The 15,324-nt window shown below is 45.5% G+C and carries 12 protein-coding genes; 6 read left to right on the top strand and 6 right to left on the bottom strand.

Going from position 1 to position 15,324, the window contains the following annotated elements; genetic code table 11:
- Nucleotides 1-34 precede the first annotated feature (34 nt).
- Nucleotides 35-4,693, bottom strand: a complete 4,659-nt coding sequence (locus SIB74_RS06130; protein WP_231906052.1) for a 2-oxoacid:acceptor oxidoreductase family protein — start codon at nucleotides 4,691-4,693, stop codon at nucleotides 35-37.
- 743 nt (nucleotides 4,694-5,436) lie between these two features.
- On the opposite strand from SIB74_RS06130, the gene SIB74_RS06125 reads away from it, so the two are divergent.
- On the top strand, nucleotides 5,437-6,666 hold the full coding sequence (locus SIB74_RS06125; RefSeq protein WP_231906053.1) for a cation:proton antiporter: 1,230 nt from the start codon (nucleotides 5,437-5,439) through the stop codon (nucleotides 6,664-6,666).
- Nucleotides 6,667-6,968: 302 nt separating this feature from the next.
- Here SIB74_RS06125 and SIB74_RS06120 read toward each other — a convergent pair whose 3' ends face one another.
- Entirely contained in the window at nucleotides 6,969-8,189 is a 1,221-nt protein-coding gene (locus SIB74_RS06120) for a glycosyltransferase (protein ID WP_063395764.1), read from the bottom strand.
- Nucleotides 8,190-8,399: 210 nt separating this feature from the next.
- Between SIB74_RS06120 and SIB74_RS06115 the strand changes: the two genes are divergently transcribed.
- A complete protein-coding gene (locus SIB74_RS06115; RefSeq protein WP_063395765.1) occupies nucleotides 8,400-8,582 on the top strand; it encodes a hypothetical protein in 183 nt (60 codons plus the stop codon).
- Between the two features lie 258 nt (nucleotides 8,583-8,840).
- On the top strand, nucleotides 8,841-9,203 hold the full coding sequence (locus SIB74_RS06110) for a hypothetical protein (protein ID WP_082818481.1): 363 nt from the start codon (nucleotides 8,841-8,843) through the stop codon (nucleotides 9,201-9,203).
- Between the two features lie 769 nt (nucleotides 9,204-9,972).
- On the opposite strand, the gene SIB74_RS06105 is transcribed toward SIB74_RS06110, so the two are convergent.
- Together SIB74_RS06105 and SIB74_RS06100 are read right to left on the bottom strand one after the other, a co-directional pair.
- The gene (locus SIB74_RS06105) at nucleotides 9,973-10,383 is read right to left on the bottom strand and encodes a hypothetical protein (RefSeq protein ID WP_231906054.1); all 411 of its coding nucleotides are present in this window, start codon (nucleotides 10,381-10,383) and stop codon (nucleotides 9,973-9,975) included.
- Between the two features lie 256 nt (nucleotides 10,384-10,639).
- Nucleotides 10,640-10,807 (bottom strand): DUF4278 domain-containing protein, encoded by a 168-nt coding sequence (locus SIB74_RS06100; RefSeq protein ID WP_071817970.1) that lies wholly within the window; start codon nucleotides 10,805-10,807, stop codon nucleotides 10,640-10,642.
- A gap of 583 nt (nucleotides 10,808-11,390) precedes the next feature.
- Between SIB74_RS06100 and SIB74_RS06095 the strand changes: the two genes are divergently transcribed.
- The 3 genes from SIB74_RS06095 to SIB74_RS06085 all read left to right on the top strand — a co-directional run bounded on the left by SIB74_RS06095 (nucleotide 11,391) and on the right by SIB74_RS06085 (nucleotide 13,722).
- On the top strand, nucleotides 11,391-11,540 hold the full coding sequence (locus tag SIB74_RS06095) for a hypothetical protein (protein ID WP_156486108.1): 150 nt from the start codon (nucleotides 11,391-11,393) through the stop codon (nucleotides 11,538-11,540).
- A gap of 348 nt (nucleotides 11,541-11,888) precedes the next feature.
- Nucleotides 11,889-12,668 (top strand): SIMPL domain-containing protein, encoded by a 780-nt coding sequence (locus SIB74_RS06090; RefSeq protein ID WP_063395767.1) that lies wholly within the window; start codon nucleotides 11,889-11,891, stop codon nucleotides 12,666-12,668.
- Between the two features lie 541 nt (nucleotides 12,669-13,209).
- Nucleotides 13,210-13,722, top strand: a complete 513-nt coding sequence (locus SIB74_RS06085) for a hypothetical protein (protein WP_063395768.1) — start codon at nucleotides 13,210-13,212, stop codon at nucleotides 13,720-13,722.
- A gap of 411 nt (nucleotides 13,723-14,133) precedes the next feature.
- Here the strand turns inward: SIB74_RS06085 and SIB74_RS06080 are convergent, their stop codons facing one another.
- Nucleotides 14,134-14,844 (bottom strand): SDR family NAD(P)-dependent oxidoreductase, encoded by a 711-nt coding sequence (locus SIB74_RS06080; protein ID WP_063395769.1) that lies wholly within the window; start codon nucleotides 14,842-14,844, stop codon nucleotides 14,134-14,136.
- A 52-nt stretch (nucleotides 14,845-14,896) separates the two neighbouring features.
- Nucleotides 14,897-15,088, bottom strand: coding sequence for a hypothetical protein (locus tag SIB74_RS06075; protein ID WP_063395770.1), 192 nt, complete (start codon nucleotides 15,086-15,088; stop codon nucleotides 14,897-14,899).
- Between the last annotated feature and the right edge of the window lie 236 nt (nucleotides 15,089-15,324).

Below are 15,324 nucleotides of genomic sequence, written 5' to 3'. Positions count from 1 at the left end.
TAATATATATAAGAATTGGATGAAGTGAGTTTGGCTAGTGGATGGCTTGTTTAATTTGTTCATTCATCAACTCTCTGCCTCGACTAATCAAGTCATCTCGAGTGAACTCACCAGAATCCAGCTTTTGCAATATGCTCTTCTGTGCTGCATAGTCTTCGTTGTGCAGTCCAGCACGGCTTTGCATCATCCGCCATGATTTACGGCGCTCTACATGGAAGAGAACCATCTGACGACTAACCGCATAATACTTAAACTTGCCATTGATTTCAGCCTTGAAATAGACACCCCAATCAGGCACATAGGCATGATGATTCTCATTGAAAACATTTCTATAAATAACATCTTGCTGCCTAATTAGAGTAAGCATATTATCGATATGTATAAACTCGTCAACTTGTGCTTCGGGAATCTCTTTGAGGTGTCTGCGAAAACGTGCTTCGGTAAGAGCCCAGTGAGCAACAGTGAGATTATATGGCTTTCCATCTGATTGATATTTAGCTGCCCTCCAGTCTCGATTGATTGAAGGGTTACCCTTGAGCTCAAATGTTTCCTGGATGGTCTCGCCAGCGCGAGGATTATAGATAAACTCAGGCATCCCACGACTATCGCGAATCATACGAGCCTGATAGGCACTCATGTCGTCACCAATACCATGCTCTGGTTGACAAGATGTATAGCATTGGAAAAAGGCTGTACCACGATATTCAAGTCCATCAAGCATTGCCTTATACATTTTCCCTGAATTTGCCATCGAAACCTGGGCAATAAATGGCGAACCATGGCCAGATGTAAATGCTTCTGCAACACTTTTCTTCTCTACGAGCTTACCTTGCGAAGCAACACCAAATTGGTTCATGTCATATCCACCCAACATGTTAGAGCTGTCAGAGTTTTGACCTCCGGTGTTGGAATAGACCTGGGTATCAAGCATCAGTAATTTCACATTTGGACGGTTTTGCAAGACGACCTTTGAAACGTTTTGGAAACCTATATCGCCCATAGCTCCATCACCACCAATCGCCCAAACCTTAGGTAACTCACGTATTTCCTGATCAGTCATGAGTGAGTCATCAAGATGAGTTAGCTCGAAGTATTCACGCTCACTACAAACATTGATGTCACGATCGAGAAGTGCTGTAGCAAGTCGTTCCGGAGTCACAGATCGACGTGCATGATTGAGGACAGCAGATTCTCCTATCAGCCAACTAATGGTTGCGCCATCCTGAAATAAGGAATTCATCCAGGGGTATGGATGAGGATTGGAGGGAGGCGTAGAGCCGTAAACCGTATTGCAGCCAGTATGAGCACCCATATACATGGTGCACATTCCATTTGCCATACGTCCATCAACTGCCTGTAGATCACAGTGATTAAAGGCATCCTGATTGAGGACTGTTACCAGTGCTGTGATGATTTCTTGATCAGTGATCTCACCAAATCTATTGAGCCGAAGAGTTGTATCATCTTCGTTTTCACCACCAAGACCCATTACTGCATGGGCTACAGAACGCTTAAACCAACTATATTCATCATCATCTTGAGTCTTTAGAGTTGCCAACCTTGTGACACCACATTTTTCTAATAGTTGTGCTTTATTGCGTAACCGCTCTGCTTTTTGGTGATAAATCGGTCTCATGTATGCCTCTGTGATAGAAGCAGCGGCCCTCAGCACACTTTTTTCGCCACAGCCTGCACAAGCACCATCTCCAGAGACAAGAGACTCGTAATTACTCCGTACCATCAAGTGCTTCCGCAGGGCTGATTCAAGAGAAGATTCTGGTGATTCAGACTGATATTGCCCAAGAAACTTTTGACTGGTATCTGGTAATAAGCGGCTAAACACTTGGGCAGTTGTAAGATCGGCATTAAGTTCAGGCGTATCCTGCTTCATTCGCAGGGCATCATGTTCGCCACAAACCTGAACACACTCCCCACATCCTTTGCAGAGGTCGCTAACAAAAATAGAAAAGATACCCCCACTACCAGGATTCTTCTTCTCAAGACTTTTGTAAATACTAGGGGTGTTGTTATAAGCAAGTGGTAACTTGTCAACAATATCAATTAGCTGCTTACGGGAAGATTGATCGATTGATGTAAGCTCATTCAACTCATTACTTAGAATAGTTTTAAATGGCTGTTTGGTTTTGGATGCAACATTGTCATTCATTTTTTCGTGGCAACGTTGATCTAATCCAGGTACCTCCTTCAAAAGTTGCTTCGATGCATTCTCATCAATGACATAATTGCGTATGGCAGTGACAAGAATTGTACTTACATCTTGTGCTGTATTAGGCAAGGCAGTATCAGGGCATGCAGCGATACATTCCATGCATTGAGTACAATTCTCTGCGATGTAAATTGGGGTTTCGCGCCTGGCTACATATTTACTTTGTGTCGCGCCACTGGCAGGTCCCATAACAGATAAGCTTGCAAAAGCACCTGATGGTTGGTGATAGCCCAAGTCGTTTCGGAATTCTGAATCAAATTTCTGCAGTGTTTGGAATGGTGACCTATTGGCTTGTCCATCAGGCATCGCACAAGACGAACAGCCACTAGCAGCACAACCTGCAGTTGCTGGAATCTCAATGAGAGCAGAATCCTTTGGTGCAAGCATGGGATTACGCATGCTTGAAGTATCTACATCCTTATTTTTTCCATAAGCAATTTCCTCAACCCGTTCAAAGCCACCAGCCATAACTTTCATGTTTGAATCAACTACCGCGTCACCAAAGCGTCCGAACTTCTTTTGATATTGGTTGCGAACAACCTCCTTATACGCTGCCTCACTAATTTCGTGATCCTGCAGAAAGGTTGAAACTTTGAAGAATGCACCAAGGAAGGAATTGCCTTGCATCCTTAATTGCAGATCAGTTCGAGTTGTTGCTTCTCGAGCGATATCGAATCCAGGCAGAATAAATACACGAATGCCGTTATCCTTGATAAATTTGCGATACTTTGAGGGAATTCGCTCCCAAGCTTCAGACGCGGGCTCACTTGATTCCCATACAAGGCAACCGCCTTTATTTAAACCCGCCAGCGGATTAGTATGTGTGAATGCTTTGGGGTCACAACAGAGCACCACATCAACATGATTGAGCTCACAATTCACTTGTATCTTTTCAGCCGCAACTGTTAGGAAATAATTAGTAGGGGCTCCTTTCTTTTCGGAGCCATATTTGGGGTTGGCCATAATGAAGAGCTTTTCTTCCAATTGGCCATGTTGATCATAGGTTGGATCACGTTCGGAAATCATTTGCCCAAACTTACCGATAATTTCACCAAGGTTTTTACCCGTGGTGATCATTCCCCAGCCTCCAATCGAATGGAATCGAACAGCAATCGCTCCATTCGGCAATAGCGATGGTGTCTCTTTAGAAACCACGCTATAGGGGTGATCAATGCCTAGTGTGAAATAAGCTTCGCCATCAGCTGCACTTTTGCCGTCTTTCCGGGCAATCTCCCCAGTGGCATATTCAAAAGCTCCGATGATATGTTCCGGACGAAAATCTCTAGAGCCAAGCCCATAACTTCCGCGAAAAATTCTTGGTGTTTGCTCAAGTGTTATTGCAGGCATCATGCCTCCATACTGAGTAGACTCCTGTCCTTTACTTAGAGCAGTGCGGATGTCTCTACCTAATGGATTATCACCAGCCAAGCCCTCATCTGTTCGTTCTAAAATAATGACATTCTTTTTCCCACGCAAAGCATTAATTAATGCCGCTTCAGGGAAGGGACGTAAAACATTTATATGAATAGAACCAATCTTGGCATTGCGGTGCTCACTTAGGTAATCGCATGCCGCTTCAATGTTTTCAGCTGCACAACCAAGAGAAATAAAGACTGTATCCGCTTCCTCGGTTTTATATTCTTGAATAAGACCGTAGTTGCGGCCTGTTAATTGACTAAATTCTCGATAGCATTGCTCAAGGAATTCAAGGATAGGCTCATTGAAATTATCACGACGTGCTATGACACCATTCATATGGTGTTCTTGATTTTGAACCGGACCTAAAAGCACAGGATTCTTTAAATCCAACATTTCGGGAACTCGGCGACGCCGAACTCCGAACAGTTCTCTTTGAGCTTTAGTAGGGCAATCTATCTGGTCATCTGGTGCACCTAGATATTCACGTAGTAGATCCGCTTCTGGGGCTCGATAAGTACGTTCAGAATGGGTTGTCAACATCCCATCTTGAATATTCATGCCTGGATTTAAGGCTAATTCATTACATTTACGCAGAATAATTGCCTGATCTGCAGCTTGCTGGGCATCACGGGCAATTAACATCGTCCATCCAGTATCTAGTGCCGCATTGAAATCATCATGGCCACAGTGAACATTAAGAGCATGCTTGGTCAGGGCTCGAGCTCCAACCTCCAAAACCATTGTCGAGAGCTTTCCCGGGGCATGGTAATACTGTTCCATTGCATATACAATTCCCTGTCCAGAGGTGAAGTTAACTGTGCGCTTACCAGTCATCGCTACCGCAGTAGCACCGCCTTGCGCGGCATGTTCACCCTCTGCTTCAACAGATAACTTTTGGTTTCCCCATACATCAAGAGCCCCTTCCGCAAAAGACTGTTGATATATTTCGCCACCCTCTGTTGAGGGTGTAATTGGGTAATAGACACCTCCTTCCGTAATGCGCGTTTCTACCCACTTGGTGACAAGATGATTGCCATTACACGTCACCGGAACTCCTGGATACTTGGGGTTATCACCCCCCAGTACTGCTGGAGTCATTTCCTGTTCTACGGTTTGATCTGACATACGTAGAAATCAACGAAGGAACGTCTGCTGTGTGCGTGAAATCTACTGAAATCTGTGAACAGATTGCAGCACTTGATCAAAGAGAGCGAAACAACACCTAAGCCCAGGCCTCAACGAGTCGATTCTAAAAAAGCTTAAGCCTCACCCGTCTAGCGAATGTCAGTCTTGAGGCTTGGCTTGATTTTTTCAAGAGCTGGTGTCTCTGCTATCAACCCCTAAAGATAGTGAACTGTTGTTCCTGGCTGCATAACCTGGGAGCACAGGGGATGTTGCCTCAATCTGTTTAGAGGCCCTCAGGTAGCGACTCTGTTGTTTTCAAGTACGCAAACCTCGAGACCACCTGGTATGACTACGGAATAGGCCTGTATTGCCTATGCAAGCACAAAGTCCTGTGCTTGCTTGTAGCTCAACAAGACCCATAGCTATCAATATTCTTGTCGTTCCTTGCCTTCGCAATAGCGCCCTAATCAAGGCCTATTGAATCATTGGTTGAAACAGACCACCTCTTTTGAAGATCAGTAACAAAGCATCGTGGCAAACCGCTCAAGGGGCATGAATCGGTTTCACAGAACTTCCATCAACCAGATCTGAACATGGATGGTGGATTTTGAGATCTACATCCGAATTATGGGCAGCATCAAGGGGACACAAACTCACCACTAGCCGTGCTGCACAGCGACCTTGACCTGGCAGTGATCAGTTTAGTGATCTTCGCCTATTGCCTGCTTTCAAGACGATTGTCCAGGACAGCAGTCTCTGGACCACTGGTCTTTGTTGCGCTGGGCTTAGTCCTTGGCCCTGCCAACCTGGGCTGGCTCAACATCTCACTGGATTCAGCGCTGCTAAGGCGTCTGGCTGAGATCACATTGGGTCTTGTGTTGTTCACCGATGCAGCAGCCTTGGACTGGGCAGTGTTACGCAACAGTGTCCGCCTGCCAATGCGTCTGCTGCTGCTCGGACTGCCACTCAGCATTCTGATGGGTTTCGTGGTAGCCCGATTGATATTGCCTGAACTAGGCCTGATTGAAGCAGCCCTACTTGCTGTGGTGCTCGCTCCAACAGATGCGGCACTTGGCGAAGCCGTGACCACCAACCTCGAAGTACCAGAAGCTATCCGCGAAGACCTCAATGTTGAAAGTGGCCTCAATGACGGAATTTGTGTTCCTATGTTGTTGTGTTTTCTTGGCATCTCATCTGGTCATCTTGACCAGATCAATGGACCGAAGGATGCATTGCAGAGCTTCGGCCAGCTGCTTGTCAGTGAAATAGGAATCGGCCTCGTGATAGGAGCCTTTATTGGATTATTGGGTAGTTGGTTAAGGGATCAGGCAGAACAACGCAAATGGATTGCTGAGGATTGGAGGCCTTTGATCACGGTGGCCCTGGCCCTGAGTGCCTACACCCTCGCCCAAACCCTCCATGGGAGCGGATTCATTTCCTGTTTCATCTCTGGTCTTCTCTATGGGATCTGCAGTCGCAAAGAACTCAAGGACGGTGAGATGGTGGCTTCTCTGGCAATGGGTGACATGTTGGCCCTACTGACCTGGGTTCTATTTGGCAGTGCCATGGTGCCCGATGCCTGGAGCAACATCACAGTCGCAAGTGTTGTCTATGGGGCTTTAAGCCTGACACTAGTGCGCATTGTTCCGGTTGCCTTAGCAACAAGCGGCCTTGGACTTGATCACTGGACGAAACTCTTCGTTGGTTGGTTTGGGCCAAGAGGTTTAGCCAGCATTGTGTTTGTTGTGATGGTGGTAGACGCGGCGCTTCCAAACGCACAAGTGATCCTTACTACCACAACGGTCACCATTGTTTTGAGTGTGATTGCCCATGGCATTACAGCTAACCGGTTTTCGATGTTCTACGGCCGCTGGGAAAGAAGTCATGCAGGTTGAAATAAAGAAGATTGAGTTTATAAAGACAAAACAAAAAAGACGAAAGCTCAAAAAGAACACGCCAGTCAAACGAACGATCTATTGAAATGAATGTATCTACAGTAATGATGCTCAGGATTAGGGCTAGACATGGTTGAATGACATGCCTATCTATCTATATCGTCAGTGCTTGGAATCGTTAAAGATAATGCATGATAGAAATATGAGCCTATTGAGTGTTCTGCTGGAAGATGAATGAATTTAATTCTAGTATTAATTAATAGTTGATGCGACTAGTCTAATTCATGGATAGCCAACACTCTTCAAGCCAAGGAACGGCCTTTCCAGGTCCAATCGCGTCCAGTCAGTGTCCTCCAAACTGAAGTTGGCCCAAGTAAGCCAATAAGGATGCCACCTGCACTCATCAACCACCAATTCGTTAGCGGCACCTCGAATTTCTGACGTGTCCAAAGACGTAGAATGAACTGAAGCAATACACCAATTACTGAAAAAGTAAAGGCAACTAATTGTGCCCCATAAAAAGGGATCCAGAGCAGGCTAACTATTATCAGAAACAAAACTAGCCAGGGGCCTGTGAACATCCAGAACACTAGTGCTGATGCTCCGATTGCTTTGACGATACTGCTATCTAGGCCTAGAAACCAATTTTTGCTCCAGCCTTCCCAAAGCGCAGGAAAATTGTCGTACATCCGCAATTGCAATGCATCTAACCCCAGCAGATAACGAAGTCGAAATCCCCCGCCTTTCACTCCACGAGCTAGAGCCAGATCCTCTATCACTACATCAGCCAGTGCGCGATGACCGCCAATCTCCTCATACGTTGATCGGCGAAATAACATAAATGGTCCAGCGGCAAATGCTGTTGATTCAGCTGGATCATTGGCGGCTTTAATCGGAAAACCTACAGCCAAAAGACAGGCCATGATCGGTTGCACCATCCATTCAGCGGAGCAGCTGCAGTTAATACGTGGTACCAGGCTCAGTAGATCTGCTTCTTCCTCAATCGCCTGATTCAGTGCACGCTTGAGGGTTGCTGGGTGAAGCTCCACATCTGCATCTACAAACAGCACCCAGGTGCTACTCACAAGCTCCATTGCGCGCGAGCAGGCCCAGTTCTTGCCTACCCAACGCTGCGCCAAGGGTCTTGGTCCGGCGTTGAAAATTGTAAAGCGACCTTCCTCGAGCTTTAAGACTGAGGCCACATCGCTTGCAACTTGAACGGTTTCATCAGTACTCCCGTCATCAACCAACAACACTCTCCAGTTATTGCAGGGTGGATCACTGGTCAAAATGCTGCTCAGGCACACCTTGATGTTGGTGGCCTCGTTATAAGCAGGAACAACCACTGTGAGCTCAGTTTTCTTGAGGGTTTCCACCTTGCTAGGTAGCTGCCCAGGCTGAAACTGCTTGGAATTTAAGGTTGGAGCATTTTGGAACACACGTACAAGACTGAACAGCAGCAGTAACAAGCCGAGTGCTGCTCCTGCAGCAAAGACAATCAAGATCCAAGTAAGGATCAACAAAATTGTTTCCCTAAAAAGTCCTTCTATCAAATCATCTCAAGGAGTAATCGCGGAAATCTGTTCCATAAGCATTTGCGGTGACAGCTGGAATGACCAGTTAACGCTGTAATCAAAATCACAGGTCGCCATGAGCACAGTCACTCACTAACTGATAAAAGCCATAGATAATCATTGCATCAATGAATCAATGATCATCATTTGGCTATACCCATGACAACAAATAAATTCGAATTAGAAATCGAAAAGATCATCACACTCACTATTGCGATTGGCTTTGTAACGACTGTTGCCACATCAGCTTTTACAGAAGTCAATGCGCAGTTGAATACCAACTCAAATGCTGCAGGCCCTCCCTTTGAAAGACTGCAGAATGAAGTCAAGGCGAAGAACTGAGATTGCCTTAATAAGGCTTGCTAATCCATATTTGCTGATTGCTTTTTGCGCAAAAAAATAAAATATGATTTTCTAATATTAGGTGTATTTGCTCGTAAAGTTTTTGTTAGTAATAATCAAAGCCCATTTTTTTCAAGCTTGCCTATATCCCGATGTTTCTATGCATGCACGTACAAGCAGATGCCACAATGGCTGAGGTTCCTTTGCGCAGGGTATCCCGCATTGTCAGTCGAGAAGCCCATTGAGCCAAGCACTGTGATGCAGTTTCAGACCGAGAAATTGCGTCGAACAATCCAGGAGTGTCAGGATCTTGACACCCTACGTGGCATCGCAATGCAATTGTTGCAACTTCACGAGAAAAAAAGCGCAATTGCAGAGTGGGCAACAAAAAAGGGAGTTGATGCTGAATGTCGAGCACTTGTGGCCGAGATGGGTAACAACAACAAGCTGGCCAACACCTTTCAAATAATACGAACTGACGGCCAATCAGATGAGATCGCTGGTAGGTATTTTTCCAGCTATGATGAGGCACATAATGTATTGGAAAGATATTATGCTGATCTCAGCTGTTGCGATGAGGATGAAAGAGAATACTATGACATTGTTGAGGTAAATAGCTAAGGCATGATGCCTAAACCACCCCTTACCATTAAGTCAAGTGGAAGTATTTGCCTAAAACAAAAAAGGAAATTCAGCATCGCACCTTCCTTGTTGATCTGATCAAAAACTGAGAAGTGACTAAGGGGAAATGCTTGATAAAAGCGGAAACAGCACTTTGGTTTAAGTGACAAACTAATGACGTCTTTCTTGTTTATTCAGTCTATGTGATTGAAAAAAAAGATTCTGGAAATTAATTAACTAGGCAGAAAGTTGCCACTTAAATCTAAATGCATACAGCGCAGGACTATCTTGTTTAATCAACAGATCTGAAAAGCCTTGGGAGGCCTATCTATGGTCTTTCACCAGGGCAAATCCCAGCCCATTCGACCAAATAGCCAAATTCCTAAGGTGACCTTGGCTCCAGTTGTTAAAAGCCACCAGCCCAAGAGCTGCTTTTTAGTAAAGCCAAACAGCATTTTAGCAAGAGCTTAGTCAGTACCATTCATAGCCCACCAAGCGGTCTGTTAGCTACCAGCTGTAGTGGTTAGTCAAAAAAGAGCCCCCAGCTGTCGGTCTGGAGGCCTGCATACCTTGCTCAATTCAAATCAAAACGCGCTCAAAAGCCTTGCGCTCTCGTAAGTAATACTCATTGCTGTATCCCGAATCAGCTGGTTTGCAGGAGGAGAAACCAACCTCGCTTACTTGGATATGTGAGGGCGGCCAGCTCTGGGCATGGTCCCAGTGATAATTGGGGAGGCTTGCCAACACACAAGATAAAAAAGAAGCTCAATCAATCGGCATCTGTTTCCGCTTTGATTCTGTAATAGCGATCAACTCCGAGCCATTTCCAAGTCGCTCTAGCCGACTTTGGTCCCATAAAGGCAGCCACTAGAAGGATTGGTAAAGACACCCAGACAGCTCCTGCTTGAAACGTTAGCCAAATAAGCCATCCCACAAATACAAGTTGAAGCAGACCAAGAATGGTAAAAACTGTTCCTCTGGGGTAGCGGAAGCCTTTGTAGAGAAGAACTGTGCACATGCCAAGGGTGAATGCTGGGGGCATCGCCAAAGCGATGTTCTTCACCCAGAACTCAAGCAGAGACGTATGCCCATAGATGGGGATACCGCTCAATGAGGGGTTACTGGCCAGTAGTGCTAGCAGGAATATGACGGTTAGACCTGCGGCGATTTGACGACTCATGGCTTCGTTGGAACACCCTCTGGAGATAGCAGGTTCTGATGACACTCGCAGTGACTTGGTGCAAAACCAAGTCAAGCAATCCTGGCATCCACAAGTCCCGAACTGAGAAGTAGAAACAAGATGACTTGATGATCGCGAAAAAGCTTTGCAAGAAAGCTGCAAATAGTTGAGAGGCGCTAGACAAGCTCAGACCACAAAAAAGCCCCGACGAGCGGGGCGAGGTCAAAGGGTTTTTCAGAAGTGATTGCCAAATGAATTACTTCTGGTACTCCTGTCCGCGATAGGTGAGCACAGGATGGGCCTGGGCTGCTTTCAGCTTGTTGTTTGCGTAGACAGTGCGGCGGTATGTCAGTTCTACGAGTTGCTTAGGTGCAACTTCTTTGTGCTGGGCATACTGCTGGCCGCGATAAAGAAGCGTGGTCATGATTCAGAGTCCGAAATGACGTCCAAGTCCCCGTTCCATGGCTTGGCTCGAACTGCGCCCTGCAATGATCAGGGTGAACGTTTGGTAGCTATCGCTACAAACGAATTATGCACTTTGCGCGGCAGGGTTTGTTGTTCATGCGGATACAAAATCCTGCATGGATCGCGCCTCTTCGCTTTGGATTACAAGGATGAAGCTGTTCTGGAAATCAAGATACGGTCTGAATTCTCTCTCAAGCTGTCGTTCCAAAAGGGACCATTCACGACTTTTGCAAGGCCGTGGTCGCAACAAATCTTTACGAGTATGGATGAATAGGGGGGTAAGTATCCTTGCAGAACGTACAGCAACTTTCGCTATTGATTTCTTGATCGAATGTGTGCTGGTCCTTAAAAGGGAGCTAATCAGAGTGAATGAGAACTGGGCATAGTTCAACCAAAAGAATCAGTGACAAGATTCAACAGTAGAAATACTTAAAATCGTCAGTGAGGCAGGAGGCTCTGCTGGCCTCCCTCAGCGGGCCGGCATTCAGCTCAGTCCTAATGAGCAACTCTCCTAAATGAGACGAGAAAAACTGAGAATCACAATGAAAAATCCCCTTGGTTTCCGGACCCAGGGGATTGGACGTCGTCCATGGCTAACTTCGCATCTGCTTGGGGAAGAAGCTGTAATCAAGGCACCAAGCGAACGTGCCGAATGTATCGATCATCCAGATCAGTATTCACTATTCCCCTGAGCTACGTATTTATTTTCACGTTTTAGGATTGCCAAAAGTCTAAATATCAAGAATTATAAGCATAGTAACATTTAAATAAATTGAACAAACTAATGAAAAATGAGTACTGAACTGTGCACCGATAAAATGTAATGAAATATCTAACGATCACTTTCCATGCATCTAATCTCAAAAGAAAGAAGAGGGGTGTTGTCGTTGATGGGATTAAAGAAAAAAAATATCAATAAGCCAATCTGAGTATTGTGACTATCATCATTTTCGTGCAAGTCTGACAAGGTTAAGTTAACAAAAAATTGACTAGCCATTGGCACGAAAATCACTAGGATTGGTTAATAGAGTCAGCTAGTCATGACCTCACCGCAAAGTCGAAGCTTGCTAAGCAAGTGGACTGATAATACTTGTCAGTTGCTGCGACGCACTCCACCACTGGTCTTTGCAACGGCTGTTTTCGTGTGCGGAATCGTCGCAGCATCGTCAATCTTAGTCAAGGGAATCCGCAGTAGTAATGACACAATTACTGTCACCGGAGCCAGTACAGAGCGTATTACGAGCGACTATGTCGATTGGTCTGTAAATGTTCAACAAACTGGCTACAACCAGCAGGCTTCCTATCAGCTGCTAAAACCATCGTTAGAAAAAACGATGGTCTTTCTAAAAGCCAATGGAGTCAAGCCTGATGAGATAGAATTAGGGACTGTTAGGTCTAATAAAGATCAAGTTCGCAACCCAAAGACGGGAGAGCTGCTATCAACAACTTGGACGACAACTCAGGCTGTTCTGATAGGAAGTTGGGATGTTAAAAAAATCCACGTGATTTCAGGAAAGATCAGTGCCCTAATTGGTGAAGGGGTACCTCTTTCAATTAATCGACCCTCCTACACTTTTACAAAGCTTGCAGCCAAGCGAGTTGACATGCTCGCAAAAGCTACTCGTGATGCACGCAAACGAGCAAAGGTTATTGCCCAGGAAGCAGGCTCAAGTATTGGCGCAATCACCAACGCCGATACCGGCACATTCCAGATCACAGTCCCTAACTCTACACAAATGAGTAGTTATGGATCATACGACACCAGCACAATTAAAAAAGACATCACCGCAGTTATGGGGGTAACATTTCGGGTTGAATGAAGACTGAATAAGTCTATAGAGTTGCGGCTTTGTTTTATTAACAAAAATACGATTGATGATTGGATTAAGCTGAGGATTCTCATGGTTTATGTTAATATATTGCCGATGATTTGCATTCTCTTTTGTTGATAGCCTGATTTGAAATCATGAGTCTGGCTAAAGTTCTCTAATGCCTGACCCGAAATCGTGCATTGCATGATCAGGATAAGGATTGTCAAGAATTTGATTCCACACTTGCCAAAAGATTAAGCACTAGCTATTGGATCTGAGCACCATTCGCAACGTTTTCTCGAAAGATCTTGAATTGAAAAGAGAATCTATTCAAAGGCAGGGTAACCATTGCCAGCCAATTGCCAATAGTTTTGAACGATCGCCATCAGCCTCCACCCCAGTCAAATGCAGAAAATTTTATTGAATCCAATCATAAAGATAATGCAATCACATAACAATATTGAGCATGATGAATCAATCCCAATGATGATTGGTTGCATCATCAGGTACCTACACTGATGCTGAGTATTGCTACCTTATTTCTACGGCCATGACCCGCGAACGAGATCCCTTCCGCATCCCACGAGCAGGACTAGAGATCGCGGCGATCGCAGGCCTTACATCGATTGATATCAACCTCAATGGAGGAGCCATCAATGGTGGTGAAATCGTGGCCGAATCAACGCTCGGCGGGATGGCCGTCTATGCCATCTACCAAACTCTTCTGAGCGGATTAAGAACCGAAGCATTGCGCAAGCGGGGTGCGATCAGCCGCACCGTACAAATCCAAATGATTAGCACAACTGTCTGGGAATCAGTTAAACAGGGTGCCGCAGTCAGTGTCTTGCTGGGTGTATTGCTACTGGTTTTCCCTTGGTTGAGCCTCCCACTCTCAATCATGGGGATGGTCGGCATGGGTGTTGCCTCTATTGAATTGTTCAATGCGTTCTGGGATGGTCTTGATGCAATGCAGCGAGCTGAGCTTCATGCTGCATCAATGGAAGCAGGAGTGAATCTACGTCGCTTCCTGAATGGTGATCAGCCTGAAGTTCAATTTTTTTAAATCAAAACGAGCACTGCTACGCAAGCTTTCATTTATCTGGGCTTCTGCATAAGCCTCACCCTCATGAACCTCCTGTCTAGACATCTCCAATGAAGGCAAGTTTGCTAGTCGCCTTGATCTTTCTTTCACCGCCATATCTAGACCGCGACAGCCTGAACTCTTTCAGTATGAGTGGTTATTGAATATTAGCAGACTAGTATCAATAATAAAAAAAGTCCAACTCCAGTAAAGATTGTCTTGTTTGACCAATTTGTCATATTTAATGGTGGCCAATTAGTGAGAGTATATTCCTGTTCTTATTCTTATGTCTACGATTTTTATCGCAAAGAATCCATGTTATTCAAGAGGTTTGGAATGTTTTGCTCGTCATTTCTTTGCCAATAACAAAGTCTCATCAACTCAACTAAGGGTTTAGATCTCATGTGTGCAGTTCATGCTCAGTTCAAACGGTACACAACTGTTAGGTAGCTGTAGCAAATGAGAGCTCAAAGAGGCGATGTCATCAGGCTGAGTCATCGCCTCTTTGGGCAATGACTTAACCCTGGCAGCCATATCGGTATTGACCCAACCTGGACAAATCGCTGTCACGCGGATGCCTTGCTCCCATCCTTCGTTACGCATGGTCTGACAAAGGCCCATCAGAGCAAACTTACTAACTGTGTAGCCAGCCAAACGGCCCTTGGAGCGCTTGCCACTCATTGAGACCAACACAATGATGCGCGCCTCATCATGGCATTCAAGCTGAGACCAAGCAGCGCGGCTGAGCAACCATGGGCCCATGACATTCACCTGCCAGAGCTTATCAATCTCATGCTGCTGGTTATCATTAAACCGTATGGGCGTGCGATGAAATACGCCTGCACAGTGAATCAAACTATCGAAGCCACTGAAATGAGCCAAGCTTGCCGATACCCAGCTTTCGGCAGCGTTAACGTCCTGGGCTTCATAGGGATGTATGAACACTTGTTCAGCACCAGCGATTGCCGGGTCAAGTGAGCTACCAATTAGGCATTTAGGGTCCCTTAGGCCAAGGCTAAGACGATGGCCATCAGCCAACATTCGTTCGGCAATTGCTCGGCCTATACCTCGACTGGCACCACTGATCAAGATGGTGCGCATCATTCCTGAATGGTCGCAAATCCAAAAACATTATTGCTGGTAGTTCTCGTGATGCTCATAACTCTGCAGAATCTGAAAACCTTTTGATGAAATCCCGCTCCACCCAGGCAATCAAAGCCCATGCAACGGAGCAAGCCGTCGCGGGGATCCATTGTTGTTTAATCAGGTCGATAAGCGCAAGCGTGCTTGCGGTGATGGCTAATGCCCGAAGTCCAAAACGTGAGAATCGCAGAAGTTGGTTGTTCATTAGTTTCTCTTCTCCTTTAACAATACCGAGTAAAAAGCCAACTCATCTAGGGAGTGATCAATTGATCTAACTTTGAAAGGTTTTGATGCTGCCGTAATTCGGCTAGATCAATCAACTATAATGACTAAGAGTTTCAACTTTGAACCCAGAGTTAAGGGTTGGGTCAAATTCTTCACTTTCCTCTAATGACGAGATAGCGAAATTCAGATTAAGGAGATCCTTACATGCAGTAACTC

The sequence above is a fragment of the Prochlorococcus sp. MIT 1306 genome (assembly GCF_047304515.1).
GTDB lineage: Bacteria > Cyanobacteriota > Cyanobacteriia > PCC-6307 > Cyanobiaceae > Prochlorococcus > Prochlorococcus marinus_D.
This window is presented reverse-complemented; position numbering and strand designations above follow the sequence as displayed.

Excerpts from the sequence above, each read along its gene's own strand:
- SIB74_RS06075 (WP_063395770.1), bottom strand. The coding sequence starts at position 15,088 with ATGAACAACCAACTTCTGCGATTCTCACGTTTTGGACTTCGGGCATTA.
- SIB74_RS06095 (WP_156486108.1), top strand. The coding sequence starts at position 11,391 with ATGAAAAATCCCCTTGGTTTCCGGACCCAGGGGATTGGACGTCGTCCA.
- SIB74_RS06080 (WP_063395769.1), bottom strand. The coding sequence starts at position 14,844 with ATGATGCGCACCATCTTGATCAGTGGTGCCAGTCGAGGTATAGGCCGA.
- SIB74_RS06105 (WP_231906054.1), bottom strand. The coding sequence starts at position 10,383 with ATGAGTCGTCAAATCGCCGCAGGTCTAACCGTCATATTCCTGCTAGCA.
- SIB74_RS06090 (WP_063395767.1), top strand. The coding sequence starts at position 11,889 with ATGACCTCACCGCAAAGTCGAAGCTTGCTAAGCAAGTGGACTGATAAT.
- SIB74_RS06100 (WP_071817970.1), bottom strand. The coding sequence starts at position 10,807 with ATGACCACGCTTCTTTATCGCGGCCAGCAGTATGCCCAGCACAAAGAA.
- SIB74_RS06085 (WP_063395768.1), top strand. The coding sequence starts at position 13,210 with ATGACCCGCGAACGAGATCCCTTCCGCATCCCACGAGCAGGACTAGAG.
- SIB74_RS06115 (WP_063395765.1), top strand. The coding sequence starts at position 8,400 with ATGACAACAAATAAATTCGAATTAGAAATCGAAAAGATCATCACACTC.
- SIB74_RS06110 (WP_082818481.1), top strand. The coding sequence starts at position 8,841 with ATGCAGTTTCAGACCGAGAAATTGCGTCGAACAATCCAGGAGTGTCAG.